At 57.2% G+C, this 24,402-nt stretch carries 21 protein-coding genes; 6 read left to right on the top strand and 15 right to left on the bottom strand.

Annotation, left to right across the window (positions count from 1 at the left end):
• Positions 1-218: 218 nt before the first annotated feature.
• The 3 genes from U9R61_RS16880 to U9R61_RS16870 form a co-directional block, all read right to left on the bottom strand.
• A complete protein-coding gene (locus U9R61_RS16880; RefSeq protein WP_322489981.1) occupies positions 219-1,442 on the bottom strand; it encodes a tetratricopeptide repeat protein in 1,224 nt (407 codons plus the stop codon).
• A 59-nt stretch (positions 1,443-1,501) separates the two neighbouring features.
• Entirely contained in the window at positions 1,502-2,254 is a 753-nt protein-coding gene (gene rph, locus U9R61_RS16875) for a ribonuclease PH (RefSeq protein WP_322489980.1), read from the bottom strand.
• A gap of 70 nt (positions 2,255-2,324) precedes the next feature.
• Positions 2,325-2,924, bottom strand: coding sequence for a DNA-3-methyladenine glycosylase (locus U9R61_RS16870; protein ID WP_322489979.1), 600 nt, complete (start codon positions 2,922-2,924; stop codon positions 2,325-2,327).
• A 384-nt stretch (positions 2,925-3,308) separates the two neighbouring features.
• Here U9R61_RS16870 and selB point away from each other — a divergent pair, with 384 nt between their 5' ends.
• Together selB and U9R61_RS16860 are read left to right on the top strand one after the other, a co-directional pair.
• Complete coding sequence (gene selB, locus U9R61_RS16865; protein WP_322489978.1) at positions 3,309-5,156, top strand: selenocysteine-specific translation elongation factor; 1,848 nt, start codon at positions 3,309-3,311, stop codon at positions 5,154-5,156.
• A 105-nt stretch (positions 5,157-5,261) separates the two neighbouring features.
• Positions 5,262-6,446, top strand: a complete 1,185-nt coding sequence (locus U9R61_RS16860; protein ID WP_322489977.1) for a zinc-dependent metalloprotease — start codon at positions 5,262-5,264, stop codon at positions 6,444-6,446.
• A 67-nt stretch (positions 6,447-6,513) separates the two neighbouring features.
• Here the strand turns inward: U9R61_RS16860 and ligA are convergent, their stop codons facing one another.
• Positions 6,514-8,559, bottom strand: coding sequence for an NAD-dependent DNA ligase LigA (gene ligA / locus U9R61_RS16855; RefSeq protein ID WP_322489976.1), 2,046 nt, complete (start codon positions 8,557-8,559; stop codon positions 6,514-6,516).
• A 499-nt stretch (positions 8,560-9,058) separates the two neighbouring features.
• Between ligA and U9R61_RS16850 the strand changes: the two genes are divergently transcribed.
• From U9R61_RS16850 to erpA, 3 genes are all read left to right on the top strand, one after another.
• Entirely contained in the window at positions 9,059-9,271 is a 213-nt protein-coding gene (locus tag U9R61_RS16850; RefSeq protein ID WP_322489975.1) for a hypothetical protein, read from the top strand.
• A gap of 71 nt (positions 9,272-9,342) precedes the next feature.
• The gene (locus U9R61_RS16845) at positions 9,343-11,106 is read left to right on the top strand and encodes a heme o synthase (RefSeq protein WP_322489974.1); all 1,764 of its coding nucleotides are present in this window, start codon (positions 9,343-9,345) and stop codon (positions 11,104-11,106) included.
• 117 nt (positions 11,107-11,223) lie between these two features.
• Complete coding sequence (gene erpA / locus U9R61_RS16840; protein WP_322489973.1) at positions 11,224-11,667, top strand: iron-sulfur cluster insertion protein ErpA; 444 nt, start codon at positions 11,224-11,226, stop codon at positions 11,665-11,667.
• Between the two features lie 61 nt (positions 11,668-11,728).
• Here erpA and U9R61_RS16835 read toward each other — a convergent pair whose 3' ends face one another.
• The 11 genes from U9R61_RS16835 to U9R61_RS16785 form a co-directional block, all read right to left on the bottom strand.
• Positions 11,729-12,349 (bottom strand): FmdE family protein, encoded by a 621-nt coding sequence (locus tag U9R61_RS16835; RefSeq protein WP_322489972.1) that lies wholly within the window; start codon positions 12,347-12,349, stop codon positions 11,729-11,731.
• Positions 12,350-12,483: 134 nt separating this feature from the next.
• The gene (locus U9R61_RS16830; RefSeq protein ID WP_322489971.1) at positions 12,484-15,738 is read right to left on the bottom strand and encodes a molybdopterin-dependent oxidoreductase; all 3,255 of its coding nucleotides are present in this window, start codon (positions 15,736-15,738) and stop codon (positions 12,484-12,486) included.
• Between the two features lie 50 nt (positions 15,739-15,788).
• Positions 15,789-16,931 (bottom strand): NrfD/PsrC family molybdoenzyme membrane anchor subunit, encoded by a 1,143-nt coding sequence (nrfD, locus tag U9R61_RS16825; RefSeq protein ID WP_322489970.1) that lies wholly within the window; start codon positions 16,929-16,931, stop codon positions 15,789-15,791.
• Between the two features lie 11 nt (positions 16,932-16,942).
• Positions 16,943-17,902, bottom strand: a complete 960-nt coding sequence (locus tag U9R61_RS16820; RefSeq protein WP_322489969.1) for a 4Fe-4S dicluster domain-containing protein — start codon at positions 17,900-17,902, stop codon at positions 16,943-16,945.
• Positions 17,903-18,034: 132 nt separating this feature from the next.
• Entirely contained in the window at positions 18,035-18,676 is a 642-nt protein-coding gene (locus U9R61_RS16815) for a response regulator transcription factor (RefSeq protein ID WP_322489968.1), read from the bottom strand.
• A complete protein-coding gene (locus U9R61_RS16810) occupies positions 18,651-20,129 on the bottom strand; it encodes an ATP-binding protein (RefSeq protein WP_322489967.1) in 1,479 nt (492 codons plus the stop codon). Before U9R61_RS16810 ends, U9R61_RS16815 begins: the two co-directional genes overlap by 26 nt.
• Positions 20,126-21,046: a phosphate/phosphite/phosphonate ABC transporter substrate-binding protein gene (gene phnD / locus U9R61_RS16805; RefSeq protein WP_322489966.1), complete on the bottom strand. Its 921-nt coding sequence runs from the start codon at positions 21,044-21,046 to the stop codon at positions 20,126-20,128. Before phnD ends, U9R61_RS16810 begins: the two co-directional genes overlap by 4 nt.
• Before the next feature lie 72 nt (positions 21,047-21,118).
• Positions 21,119-21,529 (bottom strand): sulfite exporter TauE/SafE family protein, encoded by a 411-nt coding sequence (locus U9R61_RS16800; protein WP_322489988.1) that lies wholly within the window; start codon positions 21,527-21,529, stop codon positions 21,119-21,121.
• Between the two features lie 501 nt (positions 21,530-22,030).
• Positions 22,031-23,080 carry a permease gene (locus U9R61_RS16795; RefSeq protein WP_322489965.1) on the bottom strand — a complete coding sequence of 350 codons (1,050 nt, stop codon included), beginning with the start codon at positions 23,078-23,080 and terminating at the stop codon, positions 22,031-22,033.
• Between the two features lie 120 nt (positions 23,081-23,200).
• The gene (locus U9R61_RS16790) at positions 23,201-23,437 is read right to left on the bottom strand and encodes a thioredoxin family protein (protein WP_322489964.1); all 237 of its coding nucleotides are present in this window, start codon (positions 23,435-23,437) and stop codon (positions 23,201-23,203) included.
• Positions 23,425-23,802, bottom strand: coding sequence for a metalloregulator ArsR/SmtB family transcription factor (locus U9R61_RS16785; RefSeq protein WP_322489963.1), 378 nt, complete (start codon positions 23,800-23,802; stop codon positions 23,425-23,427). The genes U9R61_RS16790 and U9R61_RS16785 overlap by 13 nt, the downstream gene beginning before the upstream one ends.
• Positions 23,803-23,952: 150 nt before the next feature.
• Between U9R61_RS16785 and U9R61_RS16780 the strand changes: the two genes are divergently transcribed.
• Positions 23,953-24,375: a MerR family transcriptional regulator gene (locus U9R61_RS16780; RefSeq protein ID WP_322489962.1), complete on the top strand. Its 423-nt coding sequence runs from the start codon at positions 23,953-23,955 to the stop codon at positions 24,373-24,375.
• Positions 24,376-24,402: the final 27 nt, after the last annotated feature.

Here is a 24,402-nt window from a genome sequence, read left to right as displayed (position 1 = left end):
TTCAGAAACCATCTTTTTGTGGGATGGCATCTTCTCGGCACTGCCATGCGTGCGCATTCCATCAGAAGTCTGAGTGAAAGTATAGATCATTTGTTCTAAACTGTCAAGGGCGGTTTAGCCGGTTTGCGCGGGGTTTAACCTAGCTTGGCGGTGGGCGTGCCAGTGGTTTATTGTGTTGAGCTGGCAGGCAAACCCTACGCCGAGTGCGCTCTTGCCGCCTACAACAAGCCATTGATCGCCAACCGGCGGTGGTGCCGGGTGTAGTAACGGATTTGGCGCGGCAGATTGTCTTCGCCCGGCAGCGATTGTACGTGGTGAACCAGCCGTCCGGCAATCTGGTGAATCCGGGTGGTCTGCTCTGATGGAGGTACATGGGATAGTTCGGCCTCCCACGGCACGGTGCATTTACCCTCCACCACCACGCCAATGATTTCGGGCAACAATTTGCTCTGCCGGGTCCAGTTGAGTGCGAGACAGAAGCCGGGGCCGGGAGCCGGCAGCCGTTCACGGGAGAGGGTGAAGAGATCGGCGGAATGGCCCACTGCGATTGCAATCAGAATCGGTGCGGTTGTTTCCGGCAGGTGGTGGAGGTTAAGCAGCGGAATGTCGAGCAAGGCGGCCAGCGCGGCGGCGAGCGGTTTGCTGGTGCCGTCGGGCACAGTGACGCCTGCCAAACGCCAGTTGCTGCTCCGGGCTAAGGCAATGAAACGGTAGAGGGTACGGGCAACATCATGCTCACTCAGGTGATGATCGGCCAACGGCGCAATCGTGATCCCGTCGTCGGTTGCCGAACCAAGGCAAATGACACCCTCTTGCACATAAAGGTCATCTTTGAGACCGGTAGTTGCATGAAACTCGCGCCGCCGTTCGATGCTCTGCAAGCTGGCGAGTAATTCAAACTGCGCATCGGAAGCCGGGGCGAGCGCTAATGCTTGTTGCCACGCTTGTTGCGCTTCATCGTAGCGCTGTAACTGAAACAGGCAGCGGCCCAGCAGATGAAAGACGGTCCAATCATCGTAGTAGCGTTGGCGTGGCGTTTCGAGCAAGGCCAGCGCCGTCGTGTATTCGCCGCGCGCCGCATGGATGTAGGCCAGTTCGAGTTGGGCGGCTGCGTCGCTGGGGTCAATTTCGAGGCAGCGGCGAAATTCGCGCTCGGCTTCGTCGTAGCGTTCAAGCTCGATCAAGACGTAGCCGAGGTTGAAATGGGCAAAGTAGTCGTCGGCCAGATTGGCTACAGCGGCAAACTCTTCAGCGGCTTTTGCCAGCAAGCCTTGCTGCTGGTAGTGGAACGCCAGCGCATTGTGCGCATCACGCAAAGTCGGGTCGGCGGCAATTGCCATACGAAAATGATCAACTGCCGCCAGTGGGCGCTGGGTGCGCTCAAAAGCCAATCCGTAGCGTAAGTGGCGACGACTGGCGACGCGCTTGGTCTCGTCGGTCATCTTTAGCCTCCTCGCCCGTTGTGGCGGGCGCCTGTTGCGAGCCATCACGTCGCATGCAGTTACGGTTCGGAGTCTCGGCTCACAGTATTGTTGGGCAGAACGCTGGCCAGTGCCGCGGCTTGGGCGGCGAGAATCTGGCGGATACCGCGTTCGGCCAGATCAAGGAGCGCATCGAGTTGGCTGCGACTGGCCGGTGTGTTTTCCGCAGTGGCCTGTACTTCGATAAATGCGCCCTCGGCATTCATCACGACATTGCAGTCAAGGTCGGCTTGGCTATCTTCCTCGTAACAAAGATCGAGCAGCATCACGTCTTGGAAGATACCGACGCTGACCGCAGCCACCGGGGTGAGGGCCGGCATGCTCTCGACGGCGCCGCTGCGCGCGAGATAATCAACCGCTAGTGCCAGCGCCACGTAGCCGCCGCTGATCGATGCGGTGCGGGTGCCGCCGTCGGCTTGTAAGACATCGCAATCAATCGTGATGGTGCGTTCGCCGAGAGCGCTGAGATCGACCGCTGCCCGTAACGAGCGCCCGATTAAGCGTTGAATCTCTTGGGTGCGCCCGCTAGGGCCGTTGCGTTCGCGGCGGGTGCGCTGCAACGTCGCTCGTGGTAGCATCGCATACTCAGCCGTGACCCAACCGTTCTGCTGGCCGCGCATCCACGCCGGCACGCCGTCTTCGATCGTGGCGGTGCAGAGCACACGGGTGTTGCCATACGCAATCAGCGCCGATCCTTCCGCATACGGGGCGGTGCCAATTTCAATTGAGATAGGGCGCAGTTGATCTGGCGCCCGGCCATCGCTTCGCATCATACGCAACCGTTTCACTCCTTCTTGTTCAGCATCATACCATACGCAACTACATCATACAACGTGCAATTGCTTAACTTGGCCGGATAGCACGCCGGGTTTGCCAGAGGTACCAGCAGGCGATGCTGCGGTACGGTCGCCAGCGTTCACCGAGTGCAAGCAATTCACGGGGGGAAGGTAGCCGCGGCAACGCATAGACCAACCGCGCGGCGTCGCGCAGACCAAGATCGGCGGCGGGCAGTACGTCAAGCCGGCCTAGCGCAAACATCAAGTAGATTTCCGCTGTCCAACGGCCAATCCCTTTCACTGCCGTCAGTTGGGCAATGATCGTCTCATCATCGAGCATCGGGAAGCGGGCGAGTTCGAGTTGCCCACTCGCAATCCGCGCGGCAAGGTCGCGCAGATAGATGCTCTTTTGCACCGAGAGACCGGCAGCGCGCAAGGTGCTCTCTTCAGCGGCGAGGATGGCAGCCGGGGTGAGTTCGCCAAGCGCTGTTTCCAGCCGGTTGCGGATGGCACGGGCAGCGGCGAGCGAGATTTGCTGGCTGATGATCGCATAGGCTAGCGTCACGAAGCCGTGTGGTTGCACTTCGAGTGCAAACGGCCCGATTTGTTCGATCCACGGCGCGAGGTGCGGATCAGCGGTGCGCAGGTGTTGAAGTGCGTGTTCCATAGCGGTGTTATGTTCAGGCCCTCACCCCAACCCTCTTTGAGAGGCGGACAGAACATCTGCATTCTAGCACAGTCGCTTCCCTTTGCGCCCTCGGCGTTGTTTGCGCCTTTGCGTCTTTGCCCGCTTTGCGGCTTGAGAATTGGCCCTCACTCCCCTGCCTCTCTCCCACCTCACGGCGGGAGAGAGGGAGCCGCGAGATAAGTAAGTACAGCATTGCTGGTGCGGAATGCAGCTGCGCCCCTCTCCCGCGCCGCGGGAGAGGGGCAGGGGGTGAGGGTGAAACGCAACGGCAAAGGCTGTGCTCGCTGCCTGCCGCTCTCGTCATTTTCACCGTACAATATGATCAGCGCCATTGTCATCGATACTTGCGAGGATGGATCGCCAATGTTTGTTATCGGCACTGCCGGCCACGTCGATCACGGCAAATCAACCTTGGTCAAGGCATTGACGGGCATCGACCCCGATCGGCTGGTGGAAGAACAGCAGCGTGAGATGACGATCGATCTGGGGTTTGCGTGGCTCACTTTGCCGAGCGGTCGGGAAGTGAGTTTGATCGATATGCCCGGCCATGAACGGTTTATCAAGAATATGCTAGCCGGTGTCGGTGCGATCGACGCGGTGTTGTTGGTGATCGCCGCCGACGAGGCGGTGATGCCGCAGACCCGTGAGCATCTGGCGATTATCGACCTGCTGGCTATTCGCCACGGGATCATTGTCTTAAGTAAGGTCGATCTAGTTGATACCGAGTGGCTGGCGCTGGTGCGCGATGAGGTGCGGGCAACCTTAGCTGAAAGTGCGCTGGCAACCGCGCCAGTGGTGCCGGTTTCGGCCCGCACCGGCGCCGGGTTGTCCGAGTTGGCGCAGACGCTGGATCGTCTGCTTGACACATTACCGCCGCGCAATCGGGCCAGTGGTGCGCCGCGTTTGGCGATTGACCGCAGTTTTGCAGTGGCCGGCTTTGGTACCGTGGTGACGGGCGTGCTGCGCGATGGCCCGCTGAGTATTGGCCAAGAGGTTGAAATCGTGCCGCAAGGGTTGCGAGCGCGGATTCGCGGATTCCAGAGCCACCAGCGTCCGATCGAGCAGGCGCTGCCCGGCACGCGGGTAGCGGTGAATCTGGCCGGCGTTCACTACCGCGATGTTGGCCGTGGTGATGTGCTGGCTGTGCCGGGGACATTGACCCCGACCACGTTGCTCGATGCGCAGGTGCGGGTCGTGCGGGATGCGCCGCCGTTGCGCCACAACATGGCGCTCGATCTCTTTATCAGTAGTAGTGAAGCGCCGGGCCGGTTGGCGTTGCTGGCCGCCGACGAGCTGGCCCCCGGCGAGGAGGGATGGGCGCAGATCCGGCTGGCGAAACCGGTGGCGGCGGTGGCTGGCGATCGCTTCGTTCTGCGCATTCCGTCACCGAGCCAGACGGTAGCTGGCGGGGTCGTGGTCGATCCGCATCCGCCGCGCCATCGCCGGTTTCGCGCGGATGTGATTGCGGCACTGGCCCTCCGCATGCAGGGTAGCCCCGCCGAGCGTATCGTGCAGGCGCTGGCCGATGGCCGGTCCCGGCTCCGAGCCGAGGTGATAGCCGCCGCCGGCGTGACCGCGACTGAAGCGGCGGCGGCCTTGCCACCGTTGTTGACGAACGGGCAGATCGTCGCGCTCGGCAATGACGGGTTAATCAGCGCCGCTGGCTGGGAGGCGCTGCGCGCAACTTTACGCGCGACGCTGGCGTCATACCACCAGCGGTTTCCGCTTCGGCGCGGGATGCCGCGCGAAGAGGCGCGGCAGCGGTTGCAAGCGCCGGCGCGGCTCTGGCCGGGAATGCTGGCAACGGCGCTGGCTGAGGGATGGATCGGCGCTGACGAGACCACAGTACGGTTGGTCGATGTTACGCCGCAACCCACCGCGGCGCAACGGCGGCAACTCGATCAGCAACTGGCGGCGATGGCCCGCACCCCGTATGCACCGCCAACCCCTGATCTCGATGGCGAGTTGCTGGCGTGGGCGCTCGACCAAGGGTTGCTGGTGAAGATTGCGCCCGATCTCTATCTGTTGCCTGCCGCTTACACCGAAATGGTTGCGTGGGTGCGGGCCGCGATCGAGACGCAAGGCAGCCTCACCGTCGCCCAACTGCGCGACCATTTCGGCATCTCGCGCCGCTATGCCGTCGCCCTGCTCGAACATCTTGACGAACGGCGGATCACGCGCCGCCAAGGCGATGAGCGGGTGTTGGTGTGAGCAATGAGCCGTTGTTATATAACAGTGGACAAATGCCCATAAAGCGTGATAGACTCTGAGCAGTTATCCCAATTCATTGCAGCATCCATTGGAAAGGAGCTGGCATTGGCAAGCAATCAAAACGACTTTCGCCGGTTTGGCGCTGCCCTCTTGTTAGGCATGGCCGCCGGTTTAGCGGCGCGCTACTATTTCGAGGCGCGCGCGCGCAACGATAATCGCGTGCAGACCGGCCTGATCGACTGGGAGCAGGCCCGCCAAGCAGCGTTACGTATCTCGCAGTGGGAACAGGCCCCGGTTGATAACCGCGCCTTTCGCCGCGAGCAGTATGCGCGCATGGTGGCAATCAGCGAGCCGCTGATCGCGGGTTATCTCGGTGTGCGCTTGCCCGAACCGGTCAGCCGCATCTTTGTCTTCGACCGGCGCGAATGGCTGGAAGCGAATATCATCTCGTTTAGCCAGCTCTTCCGCCCAATCGAAGAGATGTACGAGAAGAACGGCGGCGGGCGCGGTGCGCTGGGCATGGTCATAAATGATGTGAGCAGCAAGCTGCTGGGGGTGCAGATCGGCGGCTTGTTGGGCTACTTAGCCCAGCGTGTCCTCGGCCAATACGATCTGAGCCTGCTCTCGGCGGAAGCGACTGGTGGCGCGCTCTACTTTGTCGAGCCGAATATTGCCCGCGTGCAGCAGCAACTTGGTCTGAGCGACGAGGATTTCCGGCTCTGGATCACGTTGCACGAAATGACCCATGCCTTCGAGTTTGAGGCGTATCCGTGGGTGCGCAGCTACTTCCGCGAACTGCTTGAGCAGAATTTTGCCCTGATCAGCGGGCAAATGCTGAGCAGCGGCAACAGTCTGTTCGATATGCTCACGCGGCTGCTGCAAGGGATCGGCAGCGGCCAGCACTGGATCGAGACGGTGCTGACGCCTGAGCAGCGGGCGGTCTTTGACCGGATTCAGGCGCTGATGTCGATTATCGAGGGTTACGGCAACCACGTGATGAACGCGGTTGGACGCCGGCTCTTGCCCAGCTTTAGCCAGATCGAACACCAGATCGGCCAACGCCAGCGCCAGCGCACCCTGCTTGATCAAATGGTCTTCCGCCTCACCGGGCTCGATCTCAAACTGGCGCAATACCAGCAAGGCGAAGCCTTTGTCGACGCCATCGTCGCTGCCCGTGGCATAGGCTTCGCCAGCCGGGTATGGGAACGGCCAGAGAATCTGCCGACTATCGACGAGATCCGCAATCCGGCCCAGTGGATGATCCGGATGGATCGGCAAGGTGGGTGGTAGAGGCGTAGTAGTAGTTGAGTGTAAGGGCGGGTTTCAAACCGGCCCTGATACCTGCCCTTACCGCTCGTCATCTCTCCCCAATCAACGCCAGCAACCCCGCCTCATCGAGCACCGGGATGCCAAGCTGCTGCGCTTTGGCCAGCTTGCTGCCGGCATTGACGCCGGCGACCACATAACTGGTCTTTTTGCTCACGCTATCGGTCACTTTACCGCCGTGGGAGACAATCAACTCGCCGGCCTGCTCGCGGGTCAGCGAAGGGAGGGTGCCAGTGAGCACAAACGTCTTGCCGGCGAGTGCATCGCTCTGGCGTTCGCGCTGAGCGCTGCCATCCATCTGTACCCCAGCGGCGCGCAACTTCTCGATCAGAGCCCGATTCTCTGGCCGGACAAAGAAATCGACGATACTCGTCGCCACCACCGGGCCGATGCCGGGAATCTGCTCTAGCTCCTCTTGGCGCGCATTCATGATTGCGTCGAGTGAACCGAGCGCGTTCACCAAGGCTTGCGCGACCACCATACCCACATAGCGAATGCCTAAGCCGACAATCAGCCGGTCGAGCGGACGGTAGCGGGCGGCGTCAATGGCGGCTAGCAGATTGGCGATCCGCTTGGGGCCAAAACCTTCCAGTCCAGCGAGCTGTTCCGGCTTGAGGTAAAACAGATCGGCCACATCGCGCACCAGACCGAGCTGCACAAAGAGTTCGGCCTGCTTTTCACCCATGCCCACAATATCAAGCGCCCCCCGGCTGACGACATGCTCAACCCGGCGCACCAGTTGGGCCGGGCAGATGCTGAAGTTATTGCAGCGCCATGCCGCCTCGCCGGGTTCGCGTTCGAGCGGCGAGCCGCATGCCGGGCAATGAGTCGGGAATTGCCAAGGTCGTTCGCTGCCATCGCGCCGGGCAACCACCGGCCCGACCACATACGGGATCACATCACCGGCCCGCTTCACAATCACGTAATCGCCGATGCGAATATCACGCTGGGCAATATAATCGGCGTTGTGCAAACTGGCGTTGCGCACCGTCACCCCGCCGATCGGCACCGGTTCTAATTCAGCATTCGGCGTCACCACGCCGGTGCGGCCCACATTGACGGTAATATCGAGCAGCCGCGTGATCGCCTCGCGGGCCGGGAACTTCAAAGCGATGGCCCAGCGCGGGTCGCGCCCGACCACGCCGAGCTCGTTCTGCTGGGCAACATCATCGATCTTAATCACCATCCCGTCAGCTTCGTAAGGCAACGAATCGCGCCGGGCCATCCATACTTCACAATAGGCCAGCACCTCAGCAAAATCAGTAAACCGGCGCGCATCTTGATTGACCGGAAAGCCGAGCGCGCGCAGGTAGCGCAGCGTCTGCCATTGGCTGGTCAGCGTCACCCCTTCGACCGGGCCGACGCCATAGGCAAAAAAGCGGAGCGGGCGGCCGGCGGTGATGGAGGGATCCTTCTGGCGGAGCGAACCGGCGGCGGCATTGCGCGGATTGGCGAAAATCCGCTCGCCGGCGGCGGCGAGCCGGTCATTCAGCGCCTCGAAATCGGCGGTGCGCATATAGACCTCGCCGCGCACCTCGATCAGCGCCGGCAACTCCGCCGGTAGATCAGGATCGTGCATGCCATCGAGTAGGTGCAATGTCAACGGAATACTCCCAATCGTGCGCAGATTAGCGGTGACATCCTCGCCAACCTCGCCATCGCCGCGAGTGGCGCCTTGCACGAAGCGGCCATCGCGATAGGTCAGCGCAATCGCCAAACCATCGATCTTGGGCTCGACCACATACGCGATTGTGGCATCGTTACCGAGCAACCGCAGCACCCGGTCGCGCCACGCCAGCAAGTCGGTGGTGGTAAAGGCATTGCCGAGCGATAACATCGGCTGGGGATGCTGCACTTTGGCGAACTGGCTGGCCGGTGTGCCACTCACGCGCTGCGTCGGCGAATCGGGCGTGATCAGTTCAGGGTGAGCTGTTTCGAGTGCGCGCAACTCGGCCATCAGCGCATCGTACTCGGCATCGCTCACAATCGGATCGTCGAGGACGTAATAGTGATAATCGTAGCGGCGAATCAACGCGCGTAGCTCGGCAATGCGCTGCGCTACATCTGGTTGGCTCATCGGCAGCTCCATGGTCATAAGAGAAATCCGCCAAAGGTACTACTCAAAACACGAGAAAGGTAGTACCGTTGGGGGGTTGCAGGAAAGTAAAAGAATGGTTACAATAGAAATACCCCCCCCACACGAGACCCTCTAGTAGCTGCTAGGGGGTTTCGTGTTTCTGGCGATTGCATAATGCGAACATCCGTGCATTATTCTAGCACAACTTGGCAGGGTTGGTGCGAGCGGCTCGCATCTGCGTGCAACGAACCGCTCCTCATGCTTGCTACCCTCGCTACTATCTAATCACCTTACATCGGTGTGCAGTCTACTGCTACACTGTAACGCCGGGCTACCAGACTGATAGTTAACGAATCTCAACCAAAAAAACGCATCACAGCGCTGTAAAATTCATTTCGGTATTGAAACGTTCATTGTTGGGAGGGCAGACGCATGGTATAATTCCGCTAGTGTCATTCTCGTGAAAAAATCCACGAAATATGATTGGTTGAGGCTTACAATGTTCGCATGGTTCATTTTCTGGGTAGCGGCAATCATCGCAGTCGGCGGGCAAATTCCCCTGATCGTGGCGGCGTGGTGCCTGTACCGCCAGCCTTCGGCAGCGCCGGCCAATGTGCCGCGCAGCGATGGCCGGGCCGATCTCGGCTGGACGCTGGTGACCGCGGTAGGGACGCTGGCGCTGTTCGTGGCGGCGTATGCGGCATTGCCCTAGCGGGAAGTTGACAAAACGAAACGGAATCATCCCTTGCGGTATTCTCTGATGTGAGCAGAGCGAGGATCGGTATGGCGACTCGTCATCTCGCGCGAATCTTGTTAATTGGATTACTCCTAACCTTGGCGACAATCATTTCCGGTGCGCTGGTCACAATTTCGGCCAGCGCCACGGCATGCCCGTCGTGGCCGTTGTGCCTTGACGCCCTCAACGGCGAGGCGAATCCGCTAGTGTGGATTTCGCTTGGCCATCGCTTCATTGTCGCGCTTGCGTTGCTGGCGGTGATTGGCAGTGCGTGGATGGTGTGGCGCGCACCGGAAACGAAGGGCGCGCCGCGGTGGACAGCGTTGGGTGCAGTGACGCTCTTTTTGTTGCAGGCGCTGGCCGGCGCGCTACTAGTCTGGGGCATGCCGGCGATGGTGGCCGATGTCTGGCATCTTACCGGTGCATTGCTGGCGTTCGGCGCGCAGACGCTCACTTTCTTGCTGGTGGTTGTGCCGGCCCGACCAGCGACGGAGCGGCTGGCCGGGCGGGCGGCGCAAACCCAGCGCCGGTTGCGCGGACTAGCGTCGTGGGGATCGGCAGCGGCTGGCGTAGCGGCGTTGGCAATTGGCGCGCGTAGCGTGGCGCCAGAGATTGAGATGGCGGTGGCGTTGCCGGCCAATAGCGTGGGCGCGTTGGGCTTTGCGGCGGCGCTGACCGGGTGGATGGCAGTTGAGGCGCGCCGGCGGTTGCACCCGGCTGCGCAAACTGCGGCGGCAGCGCTGGCCCTACCGCGCTATAGCCCGCTCTTGCCGGTGCTGGCCACCGTGGCGCTGGCCGGTTTGTTCCTGCCTACCGGCGGCCATCTGCTCAGTCTGACCGCGGCGACACTGCTCTGGGCCGGCGCGCTGGCGGCAATTGTCGTGTTACAGCGCGCACCGCTGACCTTCACCACCACCACTGCCGTTGCTCGCCCCACGCCGAAATGGCGTGAGGTGGTCGCCGATTATATCAGCCTCACCAAGCCCAAGGTGATCTCGTTGTTGCTGGTGACGACGCTGACTACGATGTTTATCACCGAGGCCGGTTTGCCATCGTGGTGGTTGGTCTTATGGACGATGATCGGTGGCTATTTGGCAGCCGGTGGCGCTGGCGCGATCAATTGCGCGTTTGATAGCGATATTGACATCAACATGGGGCGCACCAGTCGGCGACCGGTACCGAGTGGGCGCATCTCGGCTCGCGCGGCGTTCATCTTTGGCGTGATCCTGAGCGTGTTGTCGATCATTGTGCTTTGGGTCTTTACCACGCCATTAGCTGCCTTCTTTGCCTTCCTCGGCATTATCTATTACGCCTATTTCTACACCGGCGTGCTCAAACGCAGTACGTGGCAAAATATCATTATCGGCGGTGGCGCCGGTGCGATCCCGCCGTTAGTGGGTTGGACAGCGGTGACCGGTTCGATTAGCCTGATGGCGGTAGTGCTGTTTGCGATTATCTTCTATTGGACGCCACCCCACTTTTGGGCTTTGGCGTTGGTCAAGCAGAAGGACTATGCCCGTGCCGGGGTACCGATGTTACCGGTGGTGGCCGGTGAAGGTGAAACGCGCTGGCAGATTCTTGTCTACTCAGCTATCATGGTTGCGGTATCGCTGTTGCCGGTAGCGATCGGTGCGATGAGTTGGATCTATCTCGCCGGTGCGTTGCTGTTTGGCCTGCGCTTTATGCGTGATGCCTGGGCAGTGTGGAAGGTAGGCGATCAGGCGGCGATCTGGGGCTTGTATAAGTATTCTTTGCTCTATCTGGCCTTGGTGTTTGCAATCATGGTGGCCGATCGGTTGATTCTTGGGTGAAGGTTTATTGATTTACGAAAGCTGCGACTAGCAATTTGAGTTGACTTAGTGTATACTTCATCTATCGAAGGAGATAGCCACTCTGGTGGCTACATAGTACTGGTAAGGAGTTCGTCCATGACGATGATCGGTGTCGACCAGATTGGTGTGCAATCGACAAACCCACAACCACTTCTGATGATTAGCGAAACGGCTGTCAACCGGTTACTGAAGATGATGCAGGAGAAGCAACTGGAAGGATATGCCCTGCGTGTCTTTGTCGCCGGAGGTGGCTGTTCGGGTCTCCAGTATGGCATGACCTTTGATGATGAGGTGCGCGAGGGGGATAACGAATTTTACGTCGGCAGCCTGCGCGTATTGGTTGATCCGATTAGCGCTAATTATTTGATCGGCGCATCGATCGATTTCGTTGATACGCTGATGGGTGGTGGCTTCAAGATCGATAATCCGAATGCCGTTTCGTCGTGTGGTTGTGGTCATTCATTCCGCGCCCGCGATACCGATTACAGCGAAGATGATGATGCGCCGGTTGGCGGCGGGTGCAGTACCTGCGGGTATTGATGAACAGATGACCGGTCGAAACGCACGACCAATCGTAGCGGTTGGTCGTGCGCTCATCATTCTACGTATAATACCGTTCACCGGCACAAGTGCGGCATAACGTTTGCCCGTCGCGTAATATCCCGCGGGCGTTGATAATCTCTTCCCCACAACGATCACACATCGTGCGAATTCCGTTACGGCTAATGATCGCCTTCAGATCGACGGTTAACGTTACCGGTTGGGCAATCAGCAGATCCGTCACCGGCATCAGTTGGTACGCGATCAAGTAGGCATGCCAACGGCTACGGGCATCGGGTGCGTATTGGTGGGCCAAGGTTCGCGTGTTCGGATGAGGGGCAATTCGCACGGCGTTGCCGGTCTGCGTATCGACAAACGTTGCGGCAACTTTGCCCTCATCGATGAGCCGCATCGTTCGCCGGCCGAGCCAACAGCCGGTAGCAACACCGATTCCATCGGCAAAGCAGCCATCAGTTTCAACGAAGACATAGAGGCGCTTGTTGGTCTGGGGTAACGGTAGGTTGAGTAATTCACCCGCATACATCCCCATTCGTGCCCCTAGTACCTGTCGTGGACAGAGGTGACGGTGCATCGCCGATGAGCGGCGCAAGAACTCGGCGAGAGGTTCAGAGGCGACAAGCCATTGTAACGAAGCGGTATCGATGAGTTCGTCAATCGACACAATCCTTTCTCCTTTCTGGGGATGCAGTGCTTTGGTGGTGATATGATACCAGAACATTATGCTTCCTGACAACTAAAGCAAGCGGGAGGACGGGTCACGTCCTCCCGCAGTCGCTATAGCCGCACTGGTCTACGCTATCCAACTCGCTCTAGCTTCACCTTCGAGTCGTAGAAGACGGCACTCCCACCTACCAAGTCACTCAGCGTAACGTTGCCGAGTACCGGATCGACGCGCATTGCGGCATTGGCATGGACGCCGGTTGCACGCCGTGGGTCGGCGGGAATAGTGATACCATCGATTACGATCTCACGTGCTCCACTCGCGAAGTGTCCCCAACCGAGCGGGAAGGCGATCACACCGGGACGAATGCCTTCGATTACCTTCACCTTCCCGATCATCGGCTTCCGTATCCCGTTTCGCAGATCCCATACCCCGTCGGGATTACTCGCCGAACTAATCCGTACTTGGTCGCCATCGCGTAGCCCCAGTCGTTCGGCATCGACTCGATTGATTAAGATGCGGTTTTCCGGCATCAACGCTAGCAGCCAGTAATCGGCAATCCCGCGCGCCTTAGCCATCATCACCTCTTTATAGGTAATCAGGTGGAGATCATAGCCCTCGTCGACGATGGGCGTTCCATCGACTGCCAGCCCAGGCGGGATATAGGTCGGGTAGCCGATCAGATGTTCACCGGTCATCGAGTTGATCGTACTCGCGGTTTTTTCTTGATAGAGGTTGATCTGTTTGACGTAAGGATTGCCGGCCAGATCTCCTTTCCATCCCTGTTCATACGCCTGATAGCGGCCACCGCGGTTAAGCACATAGACGGTTTGCCGCCAGAGTTGTTCATCGTTGCCGACGGCAGCCCGCCACTTTGCTTCGTCAAAGACACTCGACGGTAAGAATCGTCGGGCTTGGCGGAAGACCGCGAGTTCGGTATCGTCAGCTGGTGGTACTCCATCGCTACCATCTTCCTTTTCGCCAAACGCAATATTGGCCACCAACTTCAAGTAAAGGTGCTCTGGTCGCGTAAACGGTATCCCTTCACCAAAACCGTTGGGACCAAAACCGGGTAAGTTGAGTCGTTCGGCGATGGCGAGGACGAGCGCCTCGAAGCTGAGCGGAATCTCCTCGCCGAAGACCTTGACGGTCGGCCAGTTGGGGAGACTGATCGCCGGTTGGCGAATATTTTCGACTTTCCACGGTATGCTCGGATGCGAACCATGGAACTCCCACCGCTCAAGAAAACTGAGATCAGGGAAGATGTAGTCGGCATAAGTGCTGGTTTCACCGACCATCACATCACTGGTGATGATTAACGGGATCTTCTTGGGGTCGGCAAGAATTTCAATCACCGTCTGGGCAGCCGGCAATGCATAGTTGATTGCCGACATATAGAACATAGCGACCTTGATCTGGTACGGATAGGCATTACCCATCGAGGGTACATCTTCCTGATAGACATCGGTCGCAAGCGGGAACCATGGTCGTCGCGCCGGATAGCCATTGAAGAGTGTCGACTTTTCATAGGCGGTATTGGTACGCAACAGATCGATACCAAATGGCACGTTGGCTCCGTTGTTCATGGTGTTGATCGGGAATGGCCCCTTCGCTTTGTTGCCGAGCCGGTCATAGGTTGTTGCCTTAATCATGCCACCACGATGGTCGAAGTTACCGATCAGCGCATTCAGGGTATAGAACGCAAAGTTGGTATAGAAGCCGTTGGTATGCTGTGAAGGGCCACGATGGATGTCGGCGGCAGCGCGAGTGCCATGGCTGGTAAACTCGCGTGCGACTTCGACGATGTCTTCGGCATTGACGTCGGCGATTGCTGCCCACTCTTCAATCGTATGGATACTGGCGGCTTCGTAGATGATTTGCAGCCCACTCTTTACCTTGATCTGGTTTACTTCGGTGTCGACCAACAAGTCACCCATTACTGGTGCGGCGGCGGGGTCGTTCGGATCAATCGGCGTCGGTATGCCGTTAACCAATGCCACGAACGGATCGAAGGAGAAGCTCGTGCCATCGGTAGTAACGTACTTCGTATGCTTCTTACCCTCGGTATCGATCTCTGCGATTGCCGTAACCAACCCGATCTCACTTGCCCGCAAGAACTTGCCCGGCTGCCCATCTTTGACCTTGACCAGCCAGGTGGTGTTTGTCCAGCTTGGTTCGTCGATGGCAGCGGCAGCAGCTTTATTAGCAGCAGCGAGGAAGGTAGCGTTGTAACGCTTTTGTTCGATGATCCACCGAATCATCGCCATAGCAAAGGCCGCGTCGGTGCCTGGTTTGATCGGGATCCACTTCCATGCTTTGCTAGCTAGTTTACTGAGTCGTGGATCGAGTACGACGTAGCGTAGGCGACTATTAATGACGCCTTGGGTAATGCGCGGCGATTGCGGGGTCGGACCGTAGTTGGCTTCAAAATGGTTGGTACCGACGAACAGCACAAATTCGGCATTCTCGAGATCGGCTTGCCAGTAAAATTTCTGACCACCGGTGAATTTGCCGGTTGCCGGATCGAACTGCTCACTCATTGCCTTGCCGGTAAAGTAGAGCGACCCTTGACAGACGGTCGTATGGCCGTTCGCATTAACCGAGCCAAATCCACTCTTGACGAACCGCTGCACCAAGTCACCACGTCCGTTCTTCAAGCGTCCCCAAATGAAGGCGAATTGGTTATTCTTTGGCCCTAAATCAGGATGATCGGGGTCGATCAAGACATCGAGATGCTCGGCAAAGTCACGCTTGAACTGCTCGACCAGTGCGGGCTTCTCTTCGGGCTTCGCGGCGAGAATATTGTTCACTGCAGCGGCCATCGCTTTGGCCAGCTTTGCATCTTTGAGCGCATACAGTGCGCGTAACCCTTCGACCGGCCCTTCGCCAAACAGATCGCCGCCTTCGACGATCTCGGTAATAGCTTGATCAAAGTCGATAGTAATCCACTGACCGGCGCCGCGTGGTGTTCCCGGTTTGCGCTTGAGAACGCGAGTCAACCGGTACGGATCGTAGGCGGTCTGGATACCGGCCTGTCCTTTTGGGCAGAGTGCGCCATCAACCGGCCCGATAGAGCTAATTGGGGTCGTGTAGGGCAAGGGCGGCTCCATTGTCCAAGGGCTATAGGGGTTACCTTCAAGTTTGGCGGCCACGCCATCGAGCAACTTGACCTTGAGGCCACAGCCGGTATTGCACTGCAAACAAACGGTTTGGATCGAGTTAGCGGCATCGACCAGCGGCAGATCGATCGGTTCGCCGCGTGAGAGGCTAGCGAGCGGACCACAGCCGGCTAAAGCTGCGCTGCCGCCGAGCAATGCCGAAACTTTGAGGAAATCGCGCCGGCTGATACCAGAGCCGGTAGGCGCTGAAGTGTCGTGCTGTCGCTTCATATCACTACTCCCGTCGTTATCACAGGTGATACTCGTCATTGCCGGTTGGCCTAATCAGCCGTGCCGACAGTTTGGGTAGTACGGTTTAAGAGTGGGAGTCGGTCGATACCGAACAAGAAACCGATGGTCGCTGCACCGACAATACCGGCAGTAACCGCCCATTCCATCAAGCTTGGGCTGTAGGTGAAGCTCAAGTGCGGCCCGTGGAAAGCATCGCCGAGGCCCTTTAACTCTGGTAAACTCAGTGCTGGGAAGATAATATTTGCACGCGCGACGACCAACCCGAGCAATACACATACACCCATCAGGCCGGCTGTAAAGCCGGTACGGGCCGTCGGTATGGTCAGCACAAGAATTGGCAACAACATGCCGAATCCAAGTTGGAGCAACCAGAACGCCCAGCCGTAAGGACCGAAAAGGACCAGATTGATCGCGGCTGCGCTATGGCTACTGTTCTGGTACAACGCCTGTGATACATCCGTCCAGAGGTAGTATCCTTTCACCAACAGCAACAAGACCAGTGCGATTGAGAGGACGTGCAATTGTTGGGGCCGGCGCGGATCGTGTTGCGGGCCAAACCAGCCAATGGCAATGAGCATCAGGGCAACACCTGAAGTGAGATTAAAGACGGGGAACTGGGCAGGTAAGTTGCTCACATGCCAGCTTATCCGACTTTGATTGATGCCGAGTAGTGCGCCGATACCGCCGCTGAGGAAGATGGCAAGCAGCAAACCCACTACCATGACCGGTTTTAGCCAGCGTGAAGGCTGTGGGCGCAAGCTAAGCCAGAGGCTGATGATAATGATGCCAAGCAAGATAGTGTAACCCCAGACCAGTTGCGCCATCACCGAGCCGAATTGCGGTTGAACATAGACTTTCCAGACTCGATCAAGATGTCCTAAATCGAGACCAATGGCGGCTAGACCCGCCGGTAGCGTAACCAATGACCCCCACAATGCCATCCGCCCGGTACCGCGAAAGAGCGGCAACGCGAATAGCAAATCGAGCGTGGCTAACATGAACGTACCGGTCGCCACACCAGCAAAGAACATGTACAGCGCTACCCATAATCCCCATACCACATACGAGCCATAGTTAGCGTGCATGTGACCATATGTAAAGCGGTCGTATAAGCCCCAGAGGCCGATGAGGAGGCCAAAGGCACCTGCGAGATAGAGAAGTCGTTTGAGCATAGGTCTGCTCCTCACTGCAAATAATAAACACGCGGTTCGGTACCAAGCTCTTCTTTTAGGCGCATCACATTCGGTTTGGCAATTAACTCACTCACCAAACTTTCTGGATCGTTCGCATCACCGAAGAACGTCGCCCGCCCAATGCAGGTCGTGACACAGGCCGGCAATTGACCGTTGAGCACACGGTGCAGGCAGAAGTGACACTTGCGTACATTACCGACCGGCGAATCGTGCAGGTTGCGGCGTTCACGAACCTCGCCATTCTCAAAGGTGCTGACTTGTTCGTACTGGACGGCCCGTTCATCGCCGAAAACCGCCCCAGGCGCAGGGCTATCGGCTGTGTAGGTATAGCCAAAATCAAACGTGCGTGCACCGTAGGGACAAGCGGCAATGCAGGCTCGACAGCCAATGCACTGTTCGTAATTCACTTCGACAACCCCATGCTCATTCGTGAATGTGGCTGCAACCGGACAAACCCCGGTACAGGGTGGGTTGTCGCACTGCATACAGGGTCGCGGAATAAAGCGACGGCTGACATACGGATAACGCCCGATCTCCTCTTCGAGCACCGGACGGTAAACGACGCCGGGAGGTAGCTTGTTTTCGGCGACACAGGCGATGGTGCAGCCATGACAGCCTACACATGCCCGCAGATCGATGACCATGACCCAACGGCGTTCGCTCACCGGCTTGGCAAGTGCACGTAACAGATCGGCTCGCATCCGCTCCAGATGATCGATTGGAACACCGTTGATCTTGGCTGCACGAAGACGGGCGATTTCGGCTTCATAGGCGGCAAGTGCTTCTTCGGGTGACATCATCTTGACCGTCGTGTGGTGTGGTTTAGCAGGGACGGTCGGTAGAGCTGCGTGAACTGAAGCAGATGCGAGCGCACTTGCCCCGGCTACCAGTGTACCGAGAACCCTGCGGCGACTGACCGGCGTGAGGGGAATGATCGGTTGACGGGACATAGGCCAAGCTCCTCGTACTAACATAGTGTGTCACTAACAATACGGTAAGTCGTTCTTTGTGTTAGTGGTAGCAGGAAAATGTCGGTTCCTTGCAACTGATTTGTCAGGATTTTCCCGACAGATTGCGGCTTTTCACGTTGGTGTCAGGAGATGGTGATCGAGCGCAAATTGTACTAGCGCCGCACGCGAACGTAAACCTAGCTTCTCCATCCCACGGGTACGATAGGTTTCGACCGTCTTGGGACTAAGGCTCAACTGAGTAGCGATTTCGGCACCTGTATAGCCACGCGCCACCAACAGCAGTACTTCCCGTTCACGATCACTCAGCCCTTCCCAGGGGCTAACCGATGGTGTGTGGGGCAATAGGTCCTCAAGCAATTGGCGGGTTAATGCGGGATGGAGGTACAGCTCTCCCCGCAGCACAGCTCGGATCGCAGCGATCAATTCAGCATCGGCAGCGCGTTTCAAGACGTAGCCATGGGCACCGGCTGCTAGCGCCTGTCGTACATACCCTTCGTCGTCGTGCATTGTCAGTACCACGATGTAGGCCTGGGGTGCAGCCGATCGAAGCGCAGGAATGGCGATCAATCCACTACTGTTCATCAGGCTCAGATCGAGTAAGATCAGATTGGGTTGGAGCGTACTCGCCTGGATAATGGCGGTTCGTGTATCTTCAGCTTCGCCGATGACGTGCAAATCGGGTTGCGTATCGAGCAACAGGCGCAAACCGGCACGTAATACTGCATGATCATCGACCAACAGAATGGTGTTCATCAACCTCCTCCTTTGCGACCGGCAATGGTAGCTCAATGTACAGGGTAGTCCCATGACCGGGCGTCGACTCGATGATTAACCTGCCGTTCAGTAGTGCCGCCCGTTCGCGAATCCCCTGTAATCCTAAATGACCATCGCCACTCACCCGATTAGGATCAAACCCACAACCGTCATCTTCGATAATTGCCCGCACCTGATCTGATTGTCGTTCGATTACTACACTGGCAGTGGTCGCATTGGCGTGACGAATCACGTTGGTTAAGGCCTCTTGGACGATTCGGTACAAGGCCGTTTCCAAAACCGGATCGAGGCGGCTATCGGCTAAACCGGGTAGAGTTAGGTCGATGATAAGACCACTACGTGCGCGACACTCAGCTATATAGCGTTGTAAGGCCGCCGCCAATCCGAGATCATCAAGTACACTAGGGCGTAGTTGGCGAGCCAAGCCGTGGAGATCTTTCAGTACCTGTCCGACAATGCCCCGCAGGTCATTGATTTGGCGATTGATATCGGGTGAGTGATGGCGTTCGGCCAAGGAACGCAATCCGATCAGCAATGATGTGAGCGCCTGACCAGTACTATCGTGGAGTTCGCGAGCGATCCGCTTACGCTCCTCTTCTTGCGCGGCAATAACTTGGGCAACGAACTGAGTCTGCATCTGTTCACGCTCGGTCCGTTCTTGTGCAGCTTGTGCCAATGCTTCACTCATCGCATTGAACGCCTCGATTAACGCGCCCAATTCGTCGTTTGCCCACCGTGAGGCTCGCCGGTTAAAATCACCGCGGGCAACAGCTTGGGTTAGTTCTACCAATTGGAGAATTGGGCGGGTGAGAATCCATGTCAATAAGGCTGCCGCGGTAATACCCACAGCCGCCACCATCATCGTTGTGAGGAGCAACTGTCCGGTCATTGCGGCAACCGTCTGTTCACGTGTTACCAATGACAAGCCGACGCGCGCGATTCCTGCGCGTCCGTCGAAGATTGGCACGGCTGTATCCCAGATCTCGCCCTCGTCGGTGGTTAGCAATACGCTCCGGTGGTGCTCATTGGCCGTTACCGTATTGGCGTCGCGCAGGTTCGGCGGGAAGCCGGCTCCAAAGGTGTGAGCGATAATTGTCCCTTCGCTATCCATCACGAAGGCATAGCGCAGATCGGGATTGTTGACTTGCGTGTCGCGGAGCAGACGAAAGAGACCGTAGTAGTCGCGCATGAGCACCAAATCAGTTGCGCGGGCAGCTACATCGCGCGCAATGGCCGTCGAACGTTCGTAAGCTTGATTCGTAAGTGTATGTTCCAGCAGTAATCGGACCTCAATCGTCACCACAATCCCCATGAGAGTCACTAATCCCAGCACGATCCCCAGAATCTTGGCTCGAATATTGACTGCACCGATCACATGCCAGATTGCGTCTATAACATCCGTAGCGTAGTGGCGAAGCACGGTTGGGTTCATGGCACTAAGTCTCCTACCTGTGAGCGTAATAGCCGCGCACTCGCGTAGGCGGCATCGTCGATCATGACAAAGCGCTCAATGCCAAGTACCGCTAACGCAGTTTGAGCCAGCGATGATGGATCGTCGGCCATACCGAGCAAAATAGTTTGCAACTCGGCGCGGAGTTGCGGACGCACGCCTGAGGCCGTCACTACTGGTGGGATGCCGAATGGTGGCGAGGTGTGAATGACCTTTACAGCGTCGGCGAGAGTCGGATTGCGCGCTATGGCAAAATTGAATACCAGACTATCGACGGCTGCACCGTCGGCTAAACCATTGGCTACCGCTTCAATCGCAGTATCGTGGCTGTAAGTGAAGAAGGTGTTGTGGAAAAAGCGCTCCGGTGTGGCGCCAAGCTGCTGCACCAGTGCCGTCGGATATACCCGTCCACTGAAAGAAGTGGGGTCAGTAAAGGCAAAGGTCTTCCCCCGTAGATCCGCCATGGAGCGCGCTGCACTATGGGCCGGTACAATCAACAGCGAGTGATAGACGGTTTCGCCGTTGACCTGAGGTGCAACCAGAAGCTGCATCCCATAGCGATCACGCCCGTCAATGTAGGCACTAGTGCAGACAAATGCGATGTCGACCTCGTTGCGCCCGATCAATTCATTCGTCTCACTGTATGTTCGGCGTTGGACGATCACGACCTGCCGTCCGAGGTGGGCGCTGAGGTAGTCAAGCAGCGGTTGATAACTCTGCACGGTGCCTTGCGGTGAAACCACCGATGCTACCGATACTCGTAGTGGCGGTGATGTCACCGGTGTCGGTGCCGGTAGTGGCTGTAAGTTGTTGAGACTAATAATCGGCGCTGATGGGTTGTTGCCGCAAGCACCGATGAAAAGAAGGGTAAGGATGAGCCATCTGATCTGTCGTACCATCGTGACCTCGTTGCATTCTTTGTGATAAATCGAGCATATCACGTGGTACGGCGGCGTGTTAGAATAAAGATGTTAACTATCGGTAAATAGTCTACAGCGATAGAGCACTGCTCTACTGCTGTAAAACGGTGCCGTGTGTGTATCGGCTGGTGCCAGATGTTCTCCCATGATGAGAATCCAAGCCCGTTGTAACGCCAACAATACCAATGCTCCTGCAAAAATGCGCGTCAGTGTCAAGCTCTTCACCCGCCGAGCCATAAATGCAGCACCGGCTTGTGCTCCTAATACAGACGCAACTGAGGTCGGAATTAGCAACCACCAATCAAAACGTGCATTGAGCAGATGCGTGGCAAAAGCCGAAAAAGAAGGTAGCGTGACGATCATGGCATTAGTTGTGATAGCAATCCGCGCCGTATAACCGAGAAGTACCAATGTTGGCATCGTCAGAAAGCCTAGACCGACGCCAAGGAAGCTGGCGAAGATGCCGATAGCTGTGCTCGCTATGCCGGCTTTGATCCGTATGCGATCCGATCATCGATGTGTTGTGATGCGGAGTCGTCTTGTACTGGTGGAAACGCCATCCGATAGGCGAGAAAGAATAGCACACCGGCATATATCCACCAAACGGTGGTCGTTGCTACAAATTGCAGTAACCACACACCAATTGGGGCAACGACGGTAGTGATGAGGAGCAAAGGGAATGGCTGTACGCTAGTCTACCATTCCCTTACGCGCCAGCGTGATCGTACCGGTAATCACGGTGATGCCGTTCAGCTACTGTGAGAGCGGCATAATCTCGTGCTTGAGGTCGAACCCAAATAGGCCAAGTACCGGCGTAGCGATAAAGACAACCCCTAACCCCATCACTCCCTGCGGGAAATGGCAGGCCGAAGAGCACGCTGGTCAGAATGGGGTACAACAACATAACCGGCCCCTTCCTCCCGTGCTGTGGACATCCTCCGCGGTACGTGCGGCCACCCTCCCTCACATTATCAGATTGAACAGGTAGCCCACCATCACAATACCACCGGCGACGACTCCGATAAACACGACAATGAGCTGTAGTTTGAGTACGCGGCGGAGAATGATCATCTCCGGCAAACTGAGCGCTACCACCGCCATCATAAATGCGAGCACCGTCCCCAGCGCAGCCCCTTTTGCCATGAGGGCCTGCACCACCGGAATGATGCCGGCAGCATTCGAGTACAGCGGTACACCTAAGATGACGCCTACCGGTACCGACCACCATGCATCGCGGCCTAGAATGCCGGCCAATGCATCTTCAGGTACGTAGCCGTGAATGCCAGCACCGATAGCAATACCGATGACAACATAGAGCCATACTTTGCCGACAATATCGCGTGTGTTCTCCCAAGCGAGCCTGAACCGTTCAGTCCAAGTCGGGTTTTCGATGGCAATCTCACCGGTACCACCACGAATCTGCCAGACAAAATCTTCTACGAATCGCTCCATCTTCAGCCGTCCGATCACCAGACCGGCCACCACTGCCACAGTCATTCCGGCTACGAGATAGAGCATTGCTACGCGCCAACCGAACATCCCGAACAGCATCACCAGTGCTACTTCGTTTACCATTGGTGCAGCGATCAAGAACGAGAAGGTTACACCAAGCGGAATACCGGCTTCAACAAAGCCGATGAACAAAGGTACTGCCGAGCATGAGCAGAAGGGAGTCAGGACTCCTAAACCGGCAGCCAGCAGATTGCCGATCCCCTCGCGCTTGCCACCGAGCAGCATCCGCGTGCGTTCAGGGCTAAAGAACGAGCGTAAGGTGCTGATCACAAAGATCATCCCGCTCAAGAGCAAGAGAATCTTCGGTACATCATAAAGGAAAAAGGCGACCGACTCACCCAAATGCGAATCTTCGGCTAAACCAAGTAGATCATACGTTAGCCAGTTGGCTAAAGGCTGGATTGCGTTGTACGCGATGAGCCAGATGATTGCTATACCAACGACGATCAGCCACGCACGGTTGTCAGATTGACGAGAGGTTTTGGTAAGGGTCTGTTCCATTGCTATTGTCCTCATCGGTAGATTTTCACCGGATATGCAAATTTTTGCATATCCGGTCGGAAGAAATTGGGCGTAACCGCCCACTCATTGTACCTGCAAAGCCAATTCTAACTGCGGATACTACTGCTTCAACCAGTCGGCAATCTCCTCTTCCGAGGGAATGCGACCGGCGGCGACTAATACATCATTGACGACTAACCCCGGAGTACGCATCACATTCCAGCGCATGATTTGTGCGTAGTCGGTCACTTTCTCGATAGACGCTTCTAGTTGGTAGCGCTGAATCACGTTGCGAACACGCGCTTCCAGCTTTTGGCAGTTGGGACAACCGGGACCAAGTACCTTCACATCGACCATGGTTTCACTCCCTGTTCCAAGATGATAAAATGAGGTGTACATTGCGGACACGAACACCCCGCCGAATTTGGTTGCCACGGCTCGCCTTCGCCGACGAGGTTGCGCGCCATATCGAGGAGGTCGAGCACCTCACGGTGGATGATCCGATAATAGATATTCGGTCCATCGCGCCGGTCGCCGATCAGGCCGGCTTTACGTAAGACGGCTAACTGCTGCGATACATACGCTTGGCGTAGGCCGAGCACTGCTTCGATATGGCATACGCACGCCTCACCCTGCCGGAGGATCTCGAGGATTTGTATCCGAACGGGATGCATCAGCGCTTTGAACAGGTGAGCTTGTTTGGCGGCGGTTGTGTTCTTCATAGTTGCTATGATATACGATTTTTTGAATATGTTCGTTAAGAGATTATAACAGTAATCGTTGCGATGTGATAACTCTCTGGGGTTGTGATAAGATGAGCTAGGTAGAACGGTAAGGTTGTTTTCGTGAAGTCCTTACGATAAGGAAACGGTATGCACATTCGTGATCTAGCGCGTCAGACCGGCGTATCGCCTAAGACCATCCGCTACTATGAGCAGATTGGTTTGCTACCACCGCCGCAACGTGCCGAAAATAACTACCGTTGCTATACCCAAGCCGATGTCGAACGGCTGCGCTTTATCGTTGGTGCACGTAGCCTTGATCTCTCATTACGTGAAATTGCCGCGATCCTCGCTCTCAGCGATCACGGTGAAGTACCTTGTCCCGAGATGATAGATACACTCGATCAACATATCACCGTAATTGAACGACGTATCGCCGATTTGCAGGCATTACACAGTTTGCTGATCGCGCTTCGTCAGCAGGGTAACCGGAACGCGACGCTGTGGGAAGATTGTGTCTGTGCGCTGGTGCGTGATCGAGCACTTGCCACCGCGCATAATGCCGGCTCATAGGTCTTCTGTGTCGGCTGTGCGTTCGGT

It is taken from the genome of Chloroflexus sp., from assembly GCF_034431535.1.
Classification (GTDB): Bacteria; Chloroflexota; Chloroflexia; order Chloroflexales; family Chloroflexaceae; genus Chloroflexus.
The sequence above is the reverse complement of the archived record's forward strand: the minus strand, read 5'-3'. Positions and strand labels throughout refer to the sequence as shown.